Here is a 21,205-nt window from a genome sequence, read left to right as displayed (position 1 = left end):
GGCACGGAACTACTAATCCAAGGCGCGGAGACTTTTGCCCCCATGCCCGTACTCGTAATGAAATTCGGCGGCACATCGGTCGCCAATCTGGACCGCATCCGCCGCGCCGCCAAACGTATCGGCGTTGAAGTTGCCAAGGGCTATGACGTGATCGTCATCGTTTCGGCCATGTCGGGCAAGACCAACGAGCTTGTGGGCTGGGTGAACGAAACGTCGCCTCTGTTCGACGCCAGGGAATACGATGCCGTCGTGTCCTCGGGCGAGAACGTAACCGCTGGCCTGATGGCCCTGACCTTGCAGGAAATGGACATCCCCGCGCGCAGCTGGCAGGGCTGGCAGGTGCCGCTGCTGACCACCAGCGCGCACAGTCAGGCGCGGATCGAAGAAATTCCGACCGAGAACCTGAACCAGAAATTCAGCGAAGGTATGCGTGTTGCCGTGGTTGCCGGGTTCCAGGGCATCAGCCCGGAAGGCCGGATCACGACATTGGGCCGGGGTGGGTCGGATACAACGGCGGTTGCCTTTGCAGCAGCCTTCGACGCCGAACGCTGCGATATCTATACGGACGTTGATGGCGTCTATACCACCGATCCGCGCATCTGCGAAAAGGCACGTAAGCTGGACCGCATCTCGTTCGAAGAAATGCTGGAACTGGCGTCGCTTGGTGCCAAGGTTCTGCAAACCCGCTCGGTCGAACTTGCGATGCGATACAAAGTGAAACTGCGCGTTCTCTCAAGCTTTGAAGAACAATCCGATGAGGCCGGCACGCTGGTCTGCGACGAGGAGGATATTATGGAATCCAATGTTGTGGCCGGTGTGGCCTATTCCCGCGACGAAGCCAAGATGACCGTTGTTTCCGTGGCCGACCGACCGGGCATCGCCACGACCATCTTCTCGGCGCTCAGCGAAGAGGGGGTGAATGTCGACATGATCGTCCAGAACATCTCGGACGAGGGGCGTACGGACATGACCTTTTCCTGTCCCACCGATCAGGTGGCCCGCGCCGAAAAAGCGCTGCTGGCGATCAAGGAAAAGGGCGAGCTGAACTATGCCGAACTGGTTGCAGATACTGATGTCTGCAAGGTCTCGGTTGTGGGTATCGGGATGCGCTCGCAATCGGGCGTGGCGGCCAAGATGTTCAAGGTGCTCTCGGATGAGGGGATCAACATCAAGGTCATTACAACCTCCGAGATCAAAATTTCCGTGCTTGTCGACAGGAAATACATGGAACTTGCTGTTCAGGCACTGCATGATGCCTTTGAACTGGACAAGGCGGCCTGAGCTTATCGGCCAAAGGTATCGCCTGACACACTAAATCGGTTGGGCCATGGCGGACGGCACGGAAACAGAATCCCGCAAGCTGCTGCGGCGGTTGCGCGAAGAAATGGCGAGCGAAGCCGCCGGTCAGGAACGTCTTGACCGGATCACGCACCTGATTGCCGACAGTATCAGGGCCGAAGTGTGTTCCATCTACCTGTTTCGCGATGAAGATACGCTGGAACTTTGCGCGACCGAGGGGCTGTCTCCGGAAGCGGTCCATAAAACCCGGATGCGCATGGGCGAAGGTCTTGTGGGGCGGGTCGCCAAGTTCGGCAAGGTCGTCAACACCGCCGACGCGCCGTCGGCCAAGGGCTTTCGTTACATGCCGGAAACCGGCGAGGAACGGTATTCCTCGTTCCTTGGTGTGCCGGTTCAACGCCTTGGGGAAAAGCTGGGCGTTCTGGTCGTCCAGTCCCGCGAGGCGCGCGAGTTTTCCGCCGATGAGGTCTATGCGCTGGAAGTGGTGGCTATGGTGCTGGCCGAAATGGCCGAGCTTGGCGCTTTTGTCGGCGAAGGCGCGGCCCTGTCACCCCTGCACCAGCAATCGGTTCTGCTGCGCGGCGGCCCGGCGCAGGAAGGGTCTGCCGAAGGGCATGTCTGGCTGCACGAACCCCGCGTTGTGGTTACCAATCCAATTGCCGAAGACCCTCAACGGGAACGCGAACGTTTGGTCGAAGCGGTGGAGGAACTGCGCGTCGGTGTCGACAAGATGCTCGAAATTTCGCAGGGCGGCGACAAGGAACAGCTGAAAGTTCTGGAAGCTTACCGCATGTTTGCCAATTCCAAAGGCTGGATGCGGCGGATGGAGGAAGACATAGCCCTGGGTCTCAGCGCCGAAGCTGCGGTGGAGAAAGAACAATCCCAGGCCCGCGCGCGCATGGGGCAGGTCACCGATCCCTACTTGCGTGAACGTCTTGCGGATCTGGACGATCTCAGCAATCGCCTGCTGCGCATCCTGACCGGGCAAGGCAAGACGGACAGTGCTGATTTGCCACCCGATCCGATCCTGATCGCGCGCAATATCGGCCCCGGCGACTTGCTGGAATACGGACGGGCGCTGAAGGGGATCGTGCTTGAAGAAGGCTCTGTCGGCAGTCATGCCACGATCGTGGCCAGGGCGCTTGCGATTCCTTTGGTCGTGCATGTGGGCCGGATCACCACCGAGGCCCTGAACGGAGATCACATTCTGGTGGATGGTGATCAGGGCGTTGTGCATCTGCGCCCGGAAGACAGCGTGGTCAGTGCCTTCCGCGACAAGATCGCGATGCAGGCAAAGGCGCAGGAACGTTATGCGTCGATCCGCGAAACACCCTGCGTCACGCGCGATGGCTCGCGGATTAACCTGGTGATGAATGCAGGCCTGATGGCCGACCTGCCATCGCTTGGCACCTCGGGCGCCGAGGGCGTTGGCCTGTTCCGCACTGAACTTCAATTCCTGATCCGCAACCAGATGCCGAAACGGTCGGAACTGGTCAGCCAATATCAGCGCGTTCTGGACGCGGCGGGGGACAAGAGGGTGGTATTCCGCACACTCGATATCGGGTCGGACAAGGTTCTGCCCTATATGAAGCACGTGGCGGAACCAAACCCGGCGCTGGGTTGGCGTGCCATTCGGGTCGGTCTGGACAAGCGCGGTGTTATGCGGATGCAATTGCAGGCCCTGCTGCGCGCCGCCAATGGTCGACCGCTGACCATCATGTTCCCTTTTGTCGCACAGGCCGAGGAATATCGCGAAGCCCGTTGGGAAGTGAACAAAACGATCGAGCGGGAAAAGCGATTGGGTCATGTGCTGCCCGAGATGCTTGAAGTTGGCGCGATGCTGGAAACGCCGTCGCTGGCCTTTGCGCCGCAGAAGTTCTTTGACGAAGTGGACTTCATTTCGATAGGCGGGAACGATCTAAAGCAGTTCTTCTTTGCTGCTGACCGTGAGAACGAACTGGTCCGGCGCCGCTATGACACGCTGAATGTCAGCTTCCTGAGCCTGATGGAACGCATCGTCGAACGCTGCGATATCTCGGACACGCCGCTCAGCTTCTGTGGTGAAGATGCAGGCCGCCCGGTCGAGGCCTTGTGCCTTGCGGCGATGGGGATACGGACGCTGTCGATGCGGCCTGCCTCGATCGGCCCGGTCAAAAGCCTGCTGTTGCGGTCCAATCTGACGGAGGTTCGCAAGATCATCGCTGACGCGCGCCACCGCGGAGAGCAATCGGTGCGTCCTGCGGTCATGGGCTGGCTGCGCCATCAGACCTGATGCGCTAAACGGCACGGTTTCTTCAAACTGTGCTTGATTTTTCATGGGCGGTTTTCTAATAGACATGCAATGTTAGCGATAACATGTCAGGTTTTGCGGGGTATCACGCCGTGCTAAGCTGATATCGGCAAATTCAGAAGGAGCCTGTGATGGTTTCACGCGTAATTCCGGTAGAGCCATTTGATCTGGTGCTTTTCGGTGCGACCGGCGATCTGGCGCAGCGTAAAATCCTGCCGGGCCTGTACCATCGCTTCGAGGTCGGGCAAATGCCCGACGGCGCGCGGATCATCGGTACGGCACGCTCTGATATCGACAATGACGGGTTTCGCGATCAGGTCCGCAAATCGATGGAACAGTTCGCGCCCGGTTTTTCCCGGGAAACATTGGATCGGTTTCTTGCCCATGTCGAATATGTGCCCGTGGATGCGCTGGGCGAGGCCGGGTGGTCCGACCTGAAAGAACGGATGCGCGAAGACGTCGTGCGGGCCTTTTATTTGTCCGTTGGTCCAAGCCTTTTTTCGGGTATCGCGCAGCGGCTGCATGACGCCGGTCTTGCGACACCGGACAGCCGAATTGTCGTCGAAAAACCATTTGGGCACGATCTTGCCTCGGCGAAGGCGCTGAACGAAGGCTTGCGCGCCTGTTTCGAAGAACATCAGATTTACCGGATCGACCATTATCTGGGCAAAGAGACCGTGCAGAACCTGATGGCGCTGCGCTTTGCCAACTCGCTGTTCGAACCCCTCTGGAATTCGACCCATATCGACCACGTGCAGATCACGGTGGCCGAGACCGTAAGCGTCGAAGGGCGCGGGGCCTATTACGATCAGTCCGGCGCAATGCGGGACATGGTCCAGAACCATCTGGTTCAGTTGCTGTGTCTGACCGCAATGGAACCGCCGTCGAAATTCTCACCCAACGCGGTGCGCGATGAAAAGGTCAAGGTGATCGAAGCGCTGGAGCCCGTGGCCCAGTCTGACATCGCGCGCGGTCAGTACCGGGCCGAAAAGGGCGAGGGCGGTTATGTCGATCATGTCGGCAACCCTGCCAGCCGAACCGAAAGCTTCATCGCCCTCAAGGTTCATATCGGCAACTGGCGTTGGGCAGGTGTGCCGTTCTATCTGCGCACTGGCAAGCGTCTGCGCGCGCGGGAATCCGAAATTGCGGTGTTCTTCCGCGATCCGCCGCACACGATTTTTCCCAATGTCGGCCCTCTGCACGGAAACGTTCTGGTGATCCGGTTGCAGCCTGACGAAGGCATCACCCTGCGCACCACGATCAAGGATCCGGGGCCAGGGGGCTTCCGGTTGTCGGATGTCGCGTTGGACATGAGTTTTGCCGATGCGCTTGGGGCCGAAGCGCAAGCCCCCGACGCTTATGAGCGGCTGATCATGGATGTCATCCGTGGCGATCAGACACTGTTCATGCGTGGGGACGAGGCCGAGGCCGCCTGGGCCTGGGTCGACCCCATCATTCAGGGCTGGGAGCAGCGCGGAGACCGCCCATCCCGATACGATCAGGGCAGTTCAGGCCCCGAAGAAGCATTGATGCTGATGCATCGCGATGGGCGCCGCTGGCGTCAGATCGGAGGGTAATCATGGTTCACTCAGTCATTTCCGATGTCACCAAACGGATCATCGACCGCAGCGCCGATCTGCGCGGCCCACATCTTGAACGGATGGAGCAGGCCAGATCCAAGGGTCCTGCCCGTGCGCATCTGTCCTGTAGCGGTCAGGCCCATGCCTATGCGGGCGCAGGCGAAGATCAGCAATCGATGGCCACCGGCACCGCCGGCAATCTGGGCATCGTCACCGCTTATAATGACATGCTTTCGGCCCATCAGCCGTTCGAACGTTATCCCGCCCTGATCCGCGACGCGATCCGCGCCGCAGGCGGAACGGCACAGGTGGCAGGCGGTGTTCCAGCCATGTGCGACGGTGTCACCCAGGGCGAAGCGGGGATGGAGCTGTCGCTGTTCTCGCGCGACGTCATCGCGTTGGCAACCGGTGTGGCCCTTAGCCACAACACCTATGACGCGGCTGTTTTTCTTGGGGTGTGTGACAAGATTGTGCCCGGCTTGATTATCGGCGCGCAGGCCTTTGGCCATCTGCCCGCCGTATTCCTGCCCGCAGGCCCGATGACCAGCGGCTTGCCGAACGACGAAAAAGCCAAGGTCCGACAGAAATTCGCCGCCGGGGAAGTGGGCCGCGAAGAGCTGATGAAGGCTGAAATGGCGGCCTATCACGGCCCCGGCACCTGTACCTTTTATGGCACCGCCAATACCAACCAGATGCTGATGGAGTTTATGGGCCTGCACCTGCCGGGTTCCAGCTTCGTCAATCCGAATACCCCGCTGCGTGACGCCCTGACCGAGGAAGGCGCGCGCCGTGCCCTGTCGCTCAGCGCGTTGGGCAACAGTTACACTCCGGTCTGTCAGGTTCTGGATGAACGCGCTTTCGTCAATGGCATCGTCGGTCTGATGGCGACCGGTGGTTCAACCAATCTGCTGATCCACCTGATCGCCATGGCGCGCGCTGGTGGTATCGTATTGGACTGGCAGGATTTTTCCGATATCTCCGCTGTGGTTCCACTGGTCGCGCGGGTTTATCCCAACGGCCTGGCGGATGTGAACCATTACCACGCGGCCGGCGGCCTTGGGTACACGATCGGTACATTGCTTGAACAAGGCTTACTGCACCCCGACACGCTGACCGTCGCAGGGCAGGGGCTGCACAACTATACCAAGGAACCCAAACTGATCGATGGTGAGTTGATCTGGCAGGATGGTTCGGGACACAGCCTGAACGAAAAGATCCTGCGCCCGGCCAATGACCCGTTCCAGCCCACCGGGGGCCTGTCGCGCCTGACCGGTAATCTGGGCACCGGGGTCATGAAAGTATCAGCCGTCGCGCCGGAACATCAGGTCGTCGAAGCACCCGTGCGGGTGTTCCACGATCAGGATGAGGTGAAAGCCGCCTTCAAGGCCGGAGAGTTCACAGATGACGTCATCGTCGTGGTCCGCTTTCAGGGGCCAAAGGCCAATGGGATGCCTGAACTGCATTCGCTGACACCTATCCTGTCGATTTTGCAGGGCCGTGGACAGAAAGTGGCACTGGTCACAGATGGCCGCATGTCGGGTGCATCCGGCAAAGTACCCGCCGCCATCCATGTCTGCCCCGAGGCACTGGACGGCGGGCCCATCGCCTGCCTGCAAGACGGTGACATCCTGCGTGTCGACGCGGTCAACGGCGACCTGGAAATCCTGACCAAAGGGGTCTTGGACCGGTCCCCTGCCACCGCCGACCTTTCTGCCAATCAACACGGTGTCGGGCGCGATCTCTTCGCTGCGTTTCGGCAGAATGTCGGGTCCGCCGACACTGGCGCCAGCATATTCGGAGCGTAATAGATGTCCAAAACTCAACGCACCCGCGAAATCTGCGCTCTGGCGCCCATTGTTCCGGTGCTGGTTGTCGATGACGCCGCACAGGCCCGCCCGCTGGCCGAGGCGCTGATCGCCGGCGGCTTGCCAGCGCTCGAGGTGACCTTGCGCACCCCGGCGGCACTGGATGCGATCAAGCTCATGTCCGAGGTGCCCGGCGGCGTGGTCGGTGCAGGCACGCTGGTCACGCCCGAAGATGTCGGCGCTGCCAAACAAGCGGGTGCGGTTTTCGGCGTTTCCCCCGGTGCCACGGACGCCCTGATCGCGGCCTGCGAGGCCGAAGACCTGCCGCTGCTGCCCGGTGCCGCGACGGCAAGCGAGGCTATGGCGTTGCTGGAAAAGGGCTATGACATGCTGAAATTCTTCCCGGCCGAGGCGTCGGGCGGCGCGCCCGCGCTCAAGGCAATCGGCGCGCCGCTGCCCCAGATCAGCTTCTGTCCGACGGGTGGCGTGTCGCCTTCCAACGCCAGCGACTACCTGTCATTGCCCAACGTGATCTGCGCTGGCGGAAGCTGGGTTGCACCAAAGCAACTGGTCGAAAACGGCGACTGGGCCGGGATCGAGACACTTGCCCGCGAGGCGTCGAAGCTGGCGGATTGACGCCGCGCGGCCTCTCGGTAATGTGGGCGTCAATTCATACAGGTTGACCCCATGACACAGACAGTTTCCCTTTCCCGGGGGCGGACATATTTGGCCATTCCGGGCCCTTCGGTCATGCCGGACGCGGTTTTGCAAGCCATGCACCGTCCGTCGCCCAACATCTATGATGGCGAACTTATTGATATGATGCCCGGCCTGACGCGCGATCTGTGCCGGGTTGCCGGCACAAATCACAACGTTGCCATCTATATCGCCAATGGCCACGGCACCTGGGAGGCGGCACTGTCCAACGTGATCGCCCCCGGCGAAACCGTTCTGGCCCCTGCCTCGGGCAGGTTCACCCATGGCTGGGCAGAAATGGCCGAAGGGATCGGGGCAAAGGTCCAATTGATCGATTTCGGCACCTCGTCAGCCTGGGATTTCGACCGGATCGCAGATGCGTTGCGTGCGGATCGAAACCACCAGATCAAGGCGGTTCTGGCGGTCCACGTGGATACATCCAGTTCGATCCGGAACGATATCCCGGCGCTGCGCAGGCTTCTGGACGACCTGCAACACCCGGCGCTGTTGATGGCAGACTGCATTGCCTCGTTGGGTTGTGACAGGTTCGAGATGGATGGCTGGGGCGTCGATGTCACAGTTGCCGCTTGCCAAAAAGGCCTGATGACCCCGGCGGGCATCGGTTTTGTTTTCTTCAACGAGAAAGCACAATCCAAACGGGCCACCATGCCGCGCGTTTCGCAATATTGGGATTGGCAGCCGCGCGCTAATCCAGACCTGTTCTACCAGTATTTCAACGGCACCGCGCCCACGCACCACCTCTATGGCCTGCGCGCCGCGCTTGATCTGATCCATGCAGAGGGGATCGAGCAGGTCTGGGCCCGCCATGAGCGCCTGGCCAATGCCATCTGGGCGGCCTGTGAGACCTGGGCCGAAGGCGGCATGTTGTACCTGAACGTCGCCGACCGTGACTTTCGCAGCCACGCCGTCACGGCCCTGCGATTGACGGAAGGTCGCGGCACGGCCCTGCGTACGTTCACCGAAACCCGGTTGGGCCTGACATTGGGCATCGGCTTGGGGATGGAGGATTATGACAGCTGTTTCCGTCTCGGTCATATGGGGCATATCAACGGGCAGATGGTCATGGCGATTCTGGGCGGTGTGGAAACGGGCATGGCTGCACTTGACATATCGCGTGGAAAGGGGGCCCTCGAAGCCGCCGCCGCCGTGCTGGCGGCCTGACACCCTTCGGGCGTCTCCGCAGGATCCGCCTCTTCATCTGGCCAAAAATATCCTCGGGGGGAATCGCGCCTTGGCGCGATGGGGGGCAGACAGCCCCCCTTTGCTGTCCGACTGGGCGCAAAGGGATCAATCAGCGCACCCGCGCAACCGCGAGCGCCTCGGGCAAAGCGGCGGCGAACGCATCCAGATCAGACGCCGGGCCACAGCTCACCCGAATGCACCTGTTCTGCGGTGCCGCGAACGGCATTCGGACAAAAATCCCCTGCGCCACCAGGGCGTCCAGCACGGCCTTGGCAAAATCCCCGTCGCGCCCGCAGTCAATCGCCACGAAATTGGTGGCCGAAGGCAGGGCCGCCAATCCGTTTTCCCGGGCAATCGTACCGATCCGCGCGCGCGCCTCTGCGATCTGCGCCTGAACATGCTTCAGCCACGCGCCATCCTGCAAAGCCGCCAAAGCACCGGCCTGCGCGGCGCGGTTCATACCGAAATGGTTGCGCACCTTGTTGAAGGCCGCGATCAGATCCGGCGTACCCATGGCATAGCCAACCCGCGCACCCGCCATGCCATAGACCTTCGAGAAGGTCCGCATCCGGATTACGCGCGGATCATCTAAACTGACAGGTGCCGCCGTCCCCTCGGGCGCACATTCCACATATGCCTCATCCAGAACCAGAAGGCAGCCATCAGGCAAAGCGTCCATCGCGGCCACGATGTGCGCGCCGGAATGCCAGCTGCCCATCGGATTGTCCGGATTGGCCAGATAGACCAGCTTGGCACCAACCTCAGCCGCCTTGGCAAACAGCGCCGAGGGGTCTTCGTGATCACCTGAATACGGCATTTTGTGAAGAATGCCGCCGAACCCGGCCACATGATAGTTGAAGGTCGGATAGGCCCCGTCCGAGGTGACAACCGCATCCCCGGGCCCGACGATCAGCCGCACCAGATAGCCCAGCAGCCCGTCAATACCTTCGCCCACGACGATATTTTCCGGCGATACGCCGTGATGGTCGGCCAAAGCATGGCGCAGGTCATGGTTTTCGGGGTCACCGTACATCCAGATCTCTGACGCGGCTTGCGCCATGGCCTCGATCGCGCGGGGCGAGGGGCCGAAAATGCTCTCATTGGCGCCCAGTCGGGCCACAAAGGACGCGCCGCGCTGGCGCTCTTGCGTTTCCGGGCCGACAAAGGGCACGGTGGCGGGCAGGGATTGGGCAAGCGGGGTGTATCGAGGTCCGGTCATGTCCGCAGATAACCCCAAGCCCGATCGATGAGCAAGCGCGCACAGGCGTTGGGCGTGCTGGAAAAGAAGTATGAATAAAGGAGCGCAGATGCGCATTCTCTCGATCGTCATTCTCCTGGGGCTCGCCTATCTTCTGGTCTGGCCGGTCCCGGTAAAACCTGTCACCGTCGAAATGCCGGAAGATGCCGGGTTTGTCGGGGATTTCGTTGAAAACACGGCACTGGATGCGGTGCAGCTGATCCCCCTGCCGGGTCAAGAGATCGGGCCCGAAGACATCGCCGTAATGCCAGATGGGTCGATCTACACAACCAGCCTGTCAGGTACCCTTTACCGCATCGACGGGGCGGAACCGGTCAAGGTTGACCAACTTGGCGGGCGTCCGCTGGGCCTCAAGGCCGGACCGGATGGCGCGCTTTACATCGCTGACAGCTATCGGGGCGTGATGCGTTGGACCGGTCCGGGCACATTGGACACGCTGGTAGGTGACATCAACGGCGCCCCGGTGATCTACGCCAACCAGCTGGATGTGGCGCGGGATGGCACGATCTACTTCTCGAATTCCTCTGACCGTTTCGATCCTGAGACCATGGGCGGGACCAAACCGACCTCTGTCCTCACCATCTGGGAACAGTCCGATACGGGTTACGTCGCGCGTCACACACCCGACGGCCGCACCGAGAAAATCGCCGAGGGCTTTGTCTATACCAACGGTATCGCGCTTTCACCTGACGAGGATTTTCTGCTGATCGCGGAAACAGGTCGCGCGCGCGTGCACAAGCTGTGGCTGACCGGACCAAATGCAGGGCGGCAAGAGATCCTGCTGGAAAACCTGCCCGGCTATCCCGACAACCTCGAGGCTCAGGGCGACGGCACCTATTGGATGGCCTTCGCCAGCCCGCGTGTCCCGTCCGAGGCGCTGATGTCGTACCCGTTCCTGCGCAAGGTGATCTGGCGGTTGGGTCCGGCAGTGCGCCCCGCGCCGATCCATCGTGGCATGATGGTGCAGTTCGATGGCGACGGTACGATCCTGCGCACGCTACAGGACCCGCAAGGCCGCTTGGGCATCACGACCGGGGGCAAGATCGCAGGCGATCAGTTCTATGTCATGACCCTTGATTCCCCGTGGTTCGGGCGAATGCCTGTCAGCGACATGCCCTGACGTCGCAGTGGTATTCGGCCCTTTGTCCGGGCATGTTTGTCACGATTGAATTTCCGGAGGTCCTCCATGTCACGCGTATCCGTTGCCTATCAAGACCACGTTGCCCATGTCACTCTGACCCGAGGCGACAAGATGAATGCGCTGGATGATGCAATGATCAAGGCACTTTTGTCCGCCGGGCAAGAAGTCGCCGCGTCGGATGCCCGTGCCGTGGTCCTGTCTGGCGAAGGCAAAAGCTTTTGCGCCGGGCTCGACATGGCAAGCTTTGCCAAGATGGCCCACATGGACCCCACGGAATGGCTGATGACCCGCAGCCATGAAGACGCCAACGAGATGCAGGAACTGGCGTTGATCTGGCGTCGCGTACCGGTTCCGGTGATCTGCGCAATTCAGGGCGTGGCCTATGGCGGTGGCCTGCAAATCGCGCTGGGCGCGGATATCCGTATCGCGCATCCCGAGGCGAAACTGGCCGTGATGGAGATGAAATGGGGCATCATCCCCGATATGAGCGGCATGGTTCTGCTGCCCCGGCTGGTCCGGTCGGACGTGCTGCGGCTGCTGACCTATACGGCCCGCCCGATCGGTGCGCCGCAGGCGGCGGAGTGGGGCCTTGTGACGCAATTGTCCGACGATCCGTTGACCGAAGCGTTGGCCATTGCCGAAAACATCGCGGGTCAAAGCCCTTCGGCCATCCGTGCTGCCAAGCGTCTGATCGAGGTCGCTGAAACTCAGTCCCGCGCAGACGTTCTGATGGCGGAATCCGCTGAGCAGGTGGAACTGATAGGGAAACCCGACCAGATGGAAGTTGTCATGGCGCAGATGCAGGGCCGCAAGCCCGAGTTCAAATGATCACCGCATGAAGGCCCGCCGTGCGTCGCGGGCCATGTTGTAGCGCATTTCCAGATCGGCGATACGGGCCATTGCGGCTTTGCGCTTTGCCGGGTCCGTCAGGGTCGCATAATCCTGCCGCGCTGTGTCGAGCTGCTTTTTGATGTCGAATTCTTCCGGCATTACGCCTGCCTGCGCCATGATCCGATGGCCGGCGGCGATGGCCGGATCGCTCAATGCCTCGGATGACCGGTCAGGCAGTGGTTGGCCTTCGCCCTCGAGGCCCTGCAACTGACCCTCGGCCTGGGCTTTCTTGATCTGGCGCTCGACGAGTTTTCCTAACGCTCCAAACATGGCCTCTTCATACTTGCTTTGAAGTGCGGTTTGAACCCGTTCACCGAAAGCGTTGTTTCACAAGATAGGCCATCCCGCCTGCCAGCAAGCCCCAGACCGCCGCACCAAGCCCGAACGCGGTGATCCCTGATGCAGTGATGGCAAAGGTCAGGATGGCCGCTTCGCGCTCGGCCGGAACTTCCAGCGCGGCGGATGTGGCATTGGCCATCACCCCGATCAGCGCAACACCGGTCAGCGTGCCCATCAACAGTGGATCGGCATGAATGGCGAACCCGGTAATCGCCACGGCGAACACCCCGAACAGGCAATAGAACAATCCACCCATCACGGCAGACCAATAGCGTTGCGCGGGGTCAGGGTGGCTGTCCTCGTTCGCGCACATCGCAGCGGTGATCGCCGCAAGGCAGGTGGCGGGGGCACCGAACGGAGAGGACAAGATGCTGGAAATGCCCACGGACGAGAACAGTTTGCCGGTCTGCGGTGCATAGCCAAAGCTGCGGATCACAGCGATGCCGGGGATGTTCTGGGTCGCCATCGTGACGATGGACAGCGGCACGGCAATCCCGATGACCGAAGCCACAGAGAAGCTGGGCGTGGTCCAGACCGGAGCCGCGATCCATTGCGTCGGCGTCAGCGACGCGTCCCCGGCGTTCAGGACCACGACGGCTGACGCTGCCACGACCGCAGCCGGAACGGCAAACAGGCGGTTGATCCGGCCGGCGATGAACCATGTCAGAATTACCGGCAGCGCTTGCCACGGCAGGTCAACTGCCGCCTGAAAGGGCAATATGCAAAGCGGCAGCAACACGCCTCCCAACATGGCCTGCGCCAGGGTCGTCGGTATCGCCGCAGCCATGCGCCCCAATGGTCGCCACAGCCCGGCCAACACGGTCAAAGCCCCTGCACAAAGGAACGCGCCTGTCGCTTCGGCAAACCCCAGCGCAGGTGTGGCGGAAACCGCCAGCAGGGCCGCACCCGGCGTGGACCAGGCCACGCTGATCGGCTGTCGGTACCACAGGCTCAGCACGATGGCGGTCAGGCCCATGGCGATCGCCGCCATCATCAATCCTGACGCCGCCTGCGCCGGGGACGCGCCCATCGCCGTCAACCCCTGCAAGACGATCGGGAAAGAGCTGAAAAAACCGACGATTGCCACAACCAGCCCGGTCGAGACTGTCTGGAACGGTGGGGCTTTGTGCGTCATGACGGCCTCGGAGAAATGAGTTCGCTGATTGCTAACAAGCAGGGGCAGGGTCGGGCAAGGTCCGATGGTGCAAAAGAAAACCCCGCCGTTGTGGCCGCGGCGGGGTTCCGGATTTGAGTATTTGGAAAAAGATGAAGATCAGGCGATTTCGGTCAGTCGGGCCAGCGCCTCGTTCAGTTTCGCCTCTTCCTCTTCGCGGGCGGCGAGGTTGGCTTTGGCCTCTTCCACGACCTCTGCGGGGGCCGAGGCCACGAATTTCGGGTTGTTCAGACGCCCGCGCAGGCCACCAAGTTCCTTGGCCAGCTTGCCCTTGGCCTTTTCCAGCCGTTCCTTTTCCGCGCCAATGTCGATGATGTCGGCCAGTGGCAGGCCAAAGGACGCGCCGGGCGCCGCGATCGAGATAGTGCCCTTGGGCAGCGTATCGGCCTTGGTCAGGCTGTCGATCCGGGCCAGTCGCTTGATCAGCGCCTCGTTCCGGTCCCAGGCGGCCTGGCCGTGGGCGTCGATCTCGGTCACCAGCATCGGCACGTACAGACCCGCCGGAACGCGCATCTGGGCGCGGGCCGAGCGGGTGTTCTCGATCACCGAGATCACCCAGTTCATTTCGCGGTCCGCGTCGGCATCGACCAGATCGGCGGCGGCATAAGTCGGCCAGTCGGCATGCACCAGCATCTTGGGCCGCGCGCCGGTCAGGCCCCACAGTTCCTCGGTGATGAAGGGCATGATCGGGTGCAGCAGGACCAGACACTGATCCAGAACCCAGCGCATTGTGGCGCGGGTTTCAGCCTGGGCCTCGGCGTCATCGCCTTGCAGCAAAGGTTTGGACAGTTCCACATACCAGTCACAGACCTTGCCCCAGACAAAGGCATAAAGCCCGTTCGCCGCGTCGTTGAAGCGGTAGCTGTCCAGCGCCGCGTCGACCTCTTCCCGCACCCGGGCGGTTTCGCCGATGATCCAGCGGTTCGCGGCGGCCTTGGGTTTCAGGTCGGCTACGTCCAGTTGCGGGACGGCATCAGTGAAAACCTCGTTCATTTCGGCAAAGCGGACGGCGTTCCACAGTTTGGTGCCAAAGTTGCGATAACCGGTGATGCGTTCGCGGGACAGTTTCAGCACGCCGCCAATCGCCGCCATCGACGCGTTGGTAAAGCGCAGCGCGTCGGCGCCGAACTCGTCCACGATCTCCAGCGGGTCGATGACGTTGCCGGTGGTCTTGGACATCTTCTTGCCCTTCTCGTCGCGGACGAGCTGGTGCAGATAGACGGTGTGGAACGGGATCTGATCGACCACGGCCAACTGCATCATCATCATCCGGGCGACCCAGAAGAACAGGATATCGAAACCGGTGATCAGAACATCGGTGGGGAAGTAGCGCTGCAACTCTTCGGTCTGTTCGGGCCAGCCCAGCGTGCCGATGGGCCACAGGCCGGAGGAGAACCACGTGTCCAGCACGTCAGGGTCGCGCCACACCGGGTAAACCAGCTTGGTCGGGTCCTGTTCAACGGCGTACTGCGCCAGGCTTTCGGCGAACCGATGGATCGCCTCCTGCTTGTCGGCGGCTTCGATCACGGTCGCGTGGCTCAGAGGGCTGGGAATGTCCGCATTGTCGTCCAGGAACTTTTCGGTAACGGCCTCGAAGCTCGCGGCACATTCCATGACATTGCCACGGTGCAGCATGCCGCCTTCGTTCAGCAAACGACCCAATTCAACCAGATCAAGGTCGCCATCATTCTCGTCGTCAATGAAGTCTTCTGCCGACAGGTCGAGACCATACCAAACCGGAATCTGATGCCCCCACCACAGTTGGCGGCTGATACACCAGGGCTCGATATTTTCCAGCCAGTGGTAATAGGTCTTCTCGCCCGACTCGGGGATGATCTTGACCGTGCCGTCCTTGACCGCGTCCAGCGCGGGGCCGACGACCTTGGCGGCATCGACGAACCACTGATCGGTGAACATCGGCTCGATCACCACCTTCGACCGGTCACCGAAGGGCTGCATGATCGGTTTGCTCTCGACCAGCGGCACCAGCGTGTCGGCGCCTTCCTGATCCGGCTTCAAAGCGGTCGAACCCAGACGCGGATCATCCGCGCGGGTCATCACGGCCAGACCATCAGCCGTGATCTCTTCCACCACCTTGGCCCGCGCTTCGAACCGGTCGAGACCACGCAGATGATCCGGCACCAGATTGATCGCGTCGATTTCGTTCTCGGTGAACGCGCGCCCAAGCGCGTAGTCCTGCGCTTTGCCTGCCTCTTCGGCATAAGGGGCCCCATCGGCCCGCATCGCGCCTTTGGTGTCCATCAGGCGGTACATCGGAATGCCGCCGCGCTTGGCGACCATGTTGTCGTTGAAGTCATGTGCGCCGGTGATCTTCACCGCGCCCGAGCCGAAATTCGGGTCAGGGTAGTCATCGGTGATGATGGGGATCTGGCGGCGATGCTCTTTCGGACCAACTGGGATTTCGCACAGCTTGCCGACGATCGGCGCATAGCGTTCGTCCGAGGGGTGCACCGCAACCGCGCCGTCGCCCAGCATGGTTTCGGGGCGGGTGGTGGCGATGGAAATATAATCACGCTCCTCGCGGAAGATCACATTCCCATCTTCATCTTTTTCCAAATACTCATATGTCTCACCGCCCGCCAAAGGGTATTTGAAGTGCCACATGTGGCCGGCGACCTCGATATTCTCGACCTCGAGGTCCGAAATCGCGGTTTCGAAATGCGGGTCCCAGTTGACCAGCCGCTTGCCGCGGTAGATCAGGCCTTTGTCGTACATGTCGACAAAAACCTTGATCACCGCGTCGTGGAAGTTGGGGCTGTTTTCGTGGCCCGTGCGCGGATCGCCCGCCGCACCGGCCATGGTAAATGCGTTGCGCGACCAGTCACAGGAAGAGCCGAGGCGCTTCAGCTGCTCGATGATGGTGCCGCCGTATTCACCTTTCCATTCCCAGACTTTCTCCAGAAACTTTTCGCGGCCCAATTCGTTGCGGCTGGGTTGTTGGGTGGCGGCCAGCATCTTTTCGACCTGCATTTGGGTTGCGATGCCGGCGTGGTCCTGGCCGGGCTGCCACAACGTGTCAAAGCCACGCATGCGGTGCCAACGGATCAGGATGTCCTGTAGGGTGTTGTTGAACGCGTGGCCCACATGCAGAGCACCGGTCACGTTCGGCGGCGGGATCATGATGCAAAAGCTCTCGTCGCGCGATTTGTTCGCGCCTGCCTTGAAGGCTCCGGCCTGTTCCCAGGCCTTGTAGATCCGGGCCTCGGCCTCGGCCGCGTTGAATGTCTTTTCCATCGCCATGGGATGCGTCCTGCGTCAACAAATTCGGGTCAGCGCCTGCAATAGCGAATGCGCGCGGCAAGGGGAAGGCCTAGTGCGCCTAAGCCATACCAAAGCGTGCTTTGAAATAGGCGTCAACGCGTTGATAGGCGGGTTCATGGAAATCCAGCGTCAGCAGCGAATGATCCTTGCCGGGATATTCGACGGTTTCCAGCAAATTGCCGAATGCCTGTTCAAGCGCCCGCATCAGTTTCTTTGGTGCAAGCTTGTCTTCGGAATACCGCATCGCCAGACCGGGGCCTTTCGCGGCCATACCCGCAGAGGCCGCGCCGATGTCTTCAGCGCTCATATGCAGATGGCGGCCCCCGAGGATCGGCAGCGCTGGTTGGCTGGCTACCCCGCCCAGAACGGCGTCTTCTGCCATGAGGGTAAGGGCGAAACTGCCGGTCAGGCACATGCCGATGACGCCCACACCGGCGCTGTTTTCGCGTTGCTTGATCTCACGGGTCAGGACGCGCATCCATCCTGCAATGGGGCTCTGCCTGCCACGGGCGAAAATGTTGAACTCGCGCCGCACGCAGAACAACCGGGCCATGTTCTTGCCCATTTCAACCTTGCCATAGGTTCCAAACAAATGAGGCAGGTAGACGCGAAAGCCGGATGCGTTGAGCTTGGCGGACAACGCCAGCGTTTCGGGCCCGATCCCGGGCAGTTCCTGAAGGATCAGGATCGGTGGGCCTTCGCCTCCGACATAAACGTCATGTGTGCTCGACTGCCCGCTGGTCATCGGGGCAGAGAAGGGAAAAACGGTATCATGCGTCCAGCTCATGGCCAAAGGCTAGCCGAACATCCTTTGCGCGCAAACGAATTCCGGTGAACCCCGCTGGACATCGCCGGGTCGCGGGCTAGGCTCGCCCCTGATATCGCGCAGGAGGGCCACCCATGGAAAAGTTCGGCAGAAGCCAGCCGGTGAAACGGACCGAGGATCAACGGTTCCTGACCGGGCAGGGGCGTTACATGGATGATGTGGTGCCCGGGAACGCTTTGTTTGCCGCATTCTTCCGCAGCCCGGTGGCGCATGGTGACATCACCTCTCTGGATGTCGAGGCCGCACGGGCTGCCGACGGCGTTCGGCTGGTCATGACGCTGGACGATCTGGCCGCATCAGGCATCGACACGGTGCTGAATGCGGCTGTCTTGCAGAACCGGGATGGGTCCAGGGCCGCTGCGCCGGATCGGCACATGCTGGCCAGGGATCGCGTGCGTTTCGTGGGCGAGCCGGTGGCAGTTGTCATTGCGGATACCCTGACGCAGGCGCAGGACGCGGTTGAATTGATCTGGATGGATACGCAAGAGCGCCCGGCCAAGTTGGACGTCGAGGCTGGGGGCGAGATCCTGCACGCGGAAGCGCCCGAGAACCGTGCGTTCGATTGGGGGCTGGGCGACGAAACCGCGACCCAGGCAGCCTTTCAGGCGGCCGCGCATACCGTGTCGCTGAACGTCGCCGACAACAGGGTCATCATCAGTTCGCTGGAGCCGCGCGGATGTCAAGCAAACTGGTCCGAGGGGCGCCTGCATTTTTCTTACGGAGGTCAGGGCGTATGGGCGATGAAGGCCCAACTGGCGCAAAAACTGAAACTGGATGCGGACGACATACGCGTCACGACCCCGGATGTGGGAGGTGGTTTCGGTATGAAAGTGATGCCATACCCTGAATATTTCTGCGTCTCCGTGGCGGCGATGAAACTGGGTCAGCCGGTGCACTGGATGTCCGACCGGTCCGAGGCGATGCTGTCTGATCATCATGGCCGCGATCTGACCTCGCTGGCCGAGCTGGCCTTTGACGCCGATCACAAGATCACCGCCTATCGCGTCCACAGCAAGGTGAACCTTGGCGCATACAACAGCCACTTCGGTCAGGCGATCCAGACCAGCCTGTTCAGCAAAGTGCTGATGGGTGTCTATGATGTCCAGACCACCTATTTGCGGGTCGAAGGCTTCTATACGAACACGACGCAGGTGGATGCGTATCGCGGTGCGGGCCGCCCCGAGGCGATTTACGTGCTTGAACGCGCGATGGACCGCGCCGCGCGCGAACTGGGCATTGACCCGTGGGAACTGCGGCGCAGGAATTTCATCCGCCCCGGCGATTTCCCCTACACCACTTCCACCGGCGAAACTTATGATGTCGGCGATTTCGACATGGTTCTCACCCGCACGGCCGACCAGACCACAGGGTTCGAGGCCCGTAAAGCTGCGGATGCCGAACGCGGTCTGATCCGGGGGCAGGGTCTCTGTTACTATATCGAAAGCATTTTGGGGGACCCTTCCGAAAACGCGAAGGTCGCGTTTTGCGAGGATGGAACGGTGAATCTTTACGTCGGCACACAATCGAACGGGCAGGGGCATGAGACGGTCTACGCCCAGTTCCTGTCAGATCAGACGGGTATCCCCATGGACAAGATCACCGTCATTCAGGGCGATACCGACCGGCTTGCCCATGGCGGCGGCACTGGCGGGTCCCGCTCGGTCACGGTGCAAAGCACGGCCGCCCTGGCCACGATTGACAAGATGATCGCCGCATTCACGCCTTATCTTGCCGATAAGATGGGGGTCGAGGAAAATGATGTGAGTTTTGACCACGAGACATTCCGAGCGCCGGGCTCCAACCTGACGCCGACCCTGACCGAAGCCGCCGAGATGGCGCGTGCCGATGGTCGAACGGATCTGCTGCAACATGAGGCCCGCGCCAACCTGGATGCGCGCAGCTACCCGAACGGCGCGCATGTTGCCGAAGTCGTGATCGATTCTTGCACCGGCGAAACCTGGGTGGACCGCTACACGGTGGTTGACGATTTTGGCAATCTTATCAATCCGATGCTGGCCGAAGGTCAGGTACATGGCGGGGTGGTGCAGGGTATCGGCCAGGCGCTGACAGAACATGTCGTGCACGATGCACATGGGCAACTGCTCACGGCTTCGTTTATGGATTACGCCTTGCCCCGTACAACCGACATACCCATGATTAAGTTTACCTCGGCGCCGGTTCCGTCAACTTCAAACCCGATGGGGATGAAAGGGTGTGGCGAGGCTGGCACCGTGGGCGCACTGGCCGCTGTCGCGAACGCGGTTCAGGATGCGCTCTGGGACCACGGGGTGCGGCAGGCGGACATGCCTTTCACACCTCACAAAGTATGGGAATTGCTGACGCATGAATCTGTCGCGGCTGAGTAGAAAGGTTCTGGGATGGCTCGGGCGCCCTTTGAGGTCCGAGCATTCCGCCGAGACGCGGCACCGCGAACCGATCAGCCATGTCATCATTCTTGATGGCACCATGTCCACTCTGGAACCGGGGTTTGAAACCCATGCCGGTCAGACATTTCGCCTGTGCTGCGAGATGGGCAGCAAGGTTTCGGTGTTCTACGAGGCTGGCGTGCAGTGGGAAAGCTGGAAGTCCTCGCTGGACGTGATGGTGGGCCGGGGCATCAACCGCCAGATCCGTCGCGCCTATGGGTATTTGGCGTCCCGCTACAAGCCGGGCGACAAGATCTTTTTCATCGGTTATTCGCGCGGTGCCTATGGCGTGCGCAGTCTGGCCGGCGTGATCGACATGATCGGCCTGCTCAAGGCGGAACACGCCACTGAACGAAACATATTGCAAGCGTACCGCCACTATGAATGCAATCCGGACGGCATCGCCGCCAGCGAGTTCCGCCGACGTTTCTGCCACGACGGGGTCGAGATCGAGATGATCGGCGTCTGGGACACGGTCAAGGCGCTGGGTTTGCGTCTGCCGTTGCTGTGGCGCTGGGCCGAAGAGAAGCACGCCTTTCACAACCATCAGCTGGGCCCGGCCACCCGCCACGGGTATCACGCCATGGCGCTGGATGAGACGCGCGAAGTGTTCGAACCAGTTCTGTGGACCTGCACGCCCGAGTTCAAGGGCCATGTGGAGCAGGTCTGGTTCCGCGGAACCCATGGCGACATAGGTGGCCAACTGAACGGCTACGAAGAGGCGCGGCCGCTGAGCAACATTTCCCTGATCTGGATGCTGGACAAGGCGGAATTGCACGGTCTGCCTTTGCCCGACGGCTGGCGCGATCGGTTTCCTATTGACCCCCACGCTCCGTCGGTTGGCACATGGCGCGGTTGGGGCAAGATTTTCCTGCTGCGAAAGCATCGCAAGGTCGGGCAGGACCCGTCAGAACGCCTGCATGTTTCAGTTTCGCCGGACGAACTGCCCGGATGGGTCGCGATGCCAAATTTACCATCGCATCCGGCGCAGTAGG

Annotated in this window: 15 protein-coding genes; 10 read left to right on the top strand and 5 right to left on the bottom strand. The window is 61.2% G+C overall.

The features are described 5' to 3' along the window. Positions 1-42: 42 nt before the first annotated feature. The 6 genes from ACR0A2_RS13665 (at position 43) to ACR0A2_RS13640 (ending at position 8,852) form a co-directional block, all read left to right on the top strand. Entirely contained in the window at positions 43-1,281 is a 1,239-nt protein-coding gene (locus ACR0A2_RS13665; RefSeq protein ID WP_152457283.1) for an aspartate kinase, read from the top strand. A 46-nt stretch (positions 1,282-1,327) separates the two neighbouring features. Beyond that, entirely contained in the window at positions 1,328-3,571 is a 2,244-nt protein-coding gene (ptsP, locus tag ACR0A2_RS13660) for a phosphoenolpyruvate--protein phosphotransferase (protein ID WP_480835574.1), read from the top strand. Between the two features lie 149 nt (positions 3,572-3,720). Further along, positions 3,721-5,166 (top strand): glucose-6-phosphate dehydrogenase, encoded by a 1,446-nt coding sequence (gene zwf / locus ACR0A2_RS13655; protein ID WP_171117571.1) that lies wholly within the window; start codon positions 3,721-3,723, stop codon positions 5,164-5,166. Between the two features lie 2 nt (positions 5,167-5,168). Further along, positions 5,169-6,974 (top strand): phosphogluconate dehydratase, encoded by a 1,806-nt coding sequence (edd, locus tag ACR0A2_RS13650; RefSeq protein ID WP_480835573.1) that lies wholly within the window; start codon positions 5,169-5,171, stop codon positions 6,972-6,974. Between the two features lie 3 nt (positions 6,975-6,977). After that, positions 6,978-7,610, top strand: coding sequence for a bifunctional 4-hydroxy-2-oxoglutarate aldolase/2-dehydro-3-deoxy-phosphogluconate aldolase (locus ACR0A2_RS13645; protein WP_480835572.1), 633 nt, complete (start codon positions 6,978-6,980; stop codon positions 7,608-7,610). 51 nt (positions 7,611-7,661) lie between these two features. After that, a complete protein-coding gene (locus tag ACR0A2_RS13640; protein ID WP_480835570.1) occupies positions 7,662-8,852 on the top strand; it encodes a pyridoxal-phosphate-dependent aminotransferase family protein in 1,191 nt (396 codons plus the stop codon). 130 nt (positions 8,853-8,982) lie between these two features. Here ACR0A2_RS13640 and ACR0A2_RS13635 read toward each other — a convergent pair whose 3' ends face one another. Continuing rightward, on the bottom strand, positions 8,983-10,092 hold the full coding sequence (locus ACR0A2_RS13635; RefSeq protein ID WP_480835568.1) for a pyridoxal phosphate-dependent aminotransferase: 1,110 nt from the start codon (positions 10,090-10,092) through the stop codon (positions 8,983-8,985). A 70-nt stretch (positions 10,093-10,162) separates the two neighbouring features. Here ACR0A2_RS13635 and ACR0A2_RS13630 point away from each other — a divergent pair, with 70 nt between their 5' ends. Together ACR0A2_RS13630 and ACR0A2_RS13625 are read left to right on the top strand one after the other, a co-directional pair. Then, positions 10,163-11,251 carry an SMP-30/gluconolactonase/LRE family protein gene (locus ACR0A2_RS13630; RefSeq protein ID WP_480835566.1) on the top strand — a complete coding sequence of 363 codons (1,089 nt, stop codon included), beginning with the start codon at positions 10,163-10,165 and terminating at the stop codon, positions 11,249-11,251. 66 nt (positions 11,252-11,317) lie between these two features. Continuing rightward, on the top strand, positions 11,318-12,100 hold the full coding sequence (locus tag ACR0A2_RS13625; protein WP_480835564.1) for a crotonase/enoyl-CoA hydratase family protein: 783 nt from the start codon (positions 11,318-11,320) through the stop codon (positions 12,098-12,100). On the opposite strand, the gene ACR0A2_RS13620 is transcribed toward ACR0A2_RS13625, so the two are convergent. The 4 genes from ACR0A2_RS13620 to ACR0A2_RS13605 all read right to left on the bottom strand — a co-directional run bounded on the left by ACR0A2_RS13620 (position 12,101) and on the right by ACR0A2_RS13605 (position 17,745). Next, positions 12,101-12,433, bottom strand: a complete 333-nt coding sequence (locus tag ACR0A2_RS13620; protein WP_480447028.1) for a DnaJ family domain-containing protein — start codon at positions 12,431-12,433, stop codon at positions 12,101-12,103. A 40-nt stretch (positions 12,434-12,473) separates the two neighbouring features. Then, positions 12,474-13,637: a benzoate/H(+) symporter BenE family transporter gene (locus ACR0A2_RS13615; RefSeq protein ID WP_480835562.1), complete on the bottom strand. Its 1,164-nt coding sequence runs from the start codon at positions 13,635-13,637 to the stop codon at positions 12,474-12,476. Between the two features lie 138 nt (positions 13,638-13,775). Next, positions 13,776-16,937 carry a valine--tRNA ligase gene (locus ACR0A2_RS13610; protein ID WP_480835560.1) on the bottom strand — a complete coding sequence of 1,054 codons (3,162 nt, stop codon included), beginning with the start codon at positions 16,935-16,937 and terminating at the stop codon, positions 13,776-13,778. Positions 16,938-17,016: 79 nt separating this feature from the next. Continuing rightward, positions 17,017-17,745, bottom strand: coding sequence for a dienelactone hydrolase family protein (locus tag ACR0A2_RS13605; protein ID WP_480835558.1), 729 nt, complete (start codon positions 17,743-17,745; stop codon positions 17,017-17,019). A 113-nt stretch (positions 17,746-17,858) separates the two neighbouring features. Here ACR0A2_RS13605 and ACR0A2_RS13600 point away from each other — a divergent pair, with 113 nt between their 5' ends. Then, complete coding sequence (locus ACR0A2_RS13600) at positions 17,859-20,150, top strand: xanthine dehydrogenase family protein molybdopterin-binding subunit (protein ID WP_480835556.1); 2,292 nt, start codon at positions 17,859-17,861, stop codon at positions 20,148-20,150. Then, positions 20,128-21,204: a DUF2235 domain-containing protein gene (locus ACR0A2_RS13595; RefSeq protein ID WP_480835554.1), complete on the top strand. Its 1,077-nt coding sequence runs from the start codon at positions 20,128-20,130 to the stop codon at positions 21,202-21,204. Before ACR0A2_RS13600 ends, ACR0A2_RS13595 begins: the two co-directional genes overlap by 23 nt. The last annotated feature ends 1 nt before the right edge of the window (position 21,205 follow it).

It is taken from the genome of Ruegeria sp. H8 (genome assembly GCF_056532905.1).
Note: the sequence above shows the minus strand (reverse complement) of the source record. Positions and strands in the feature narration are given on the sequence as shown.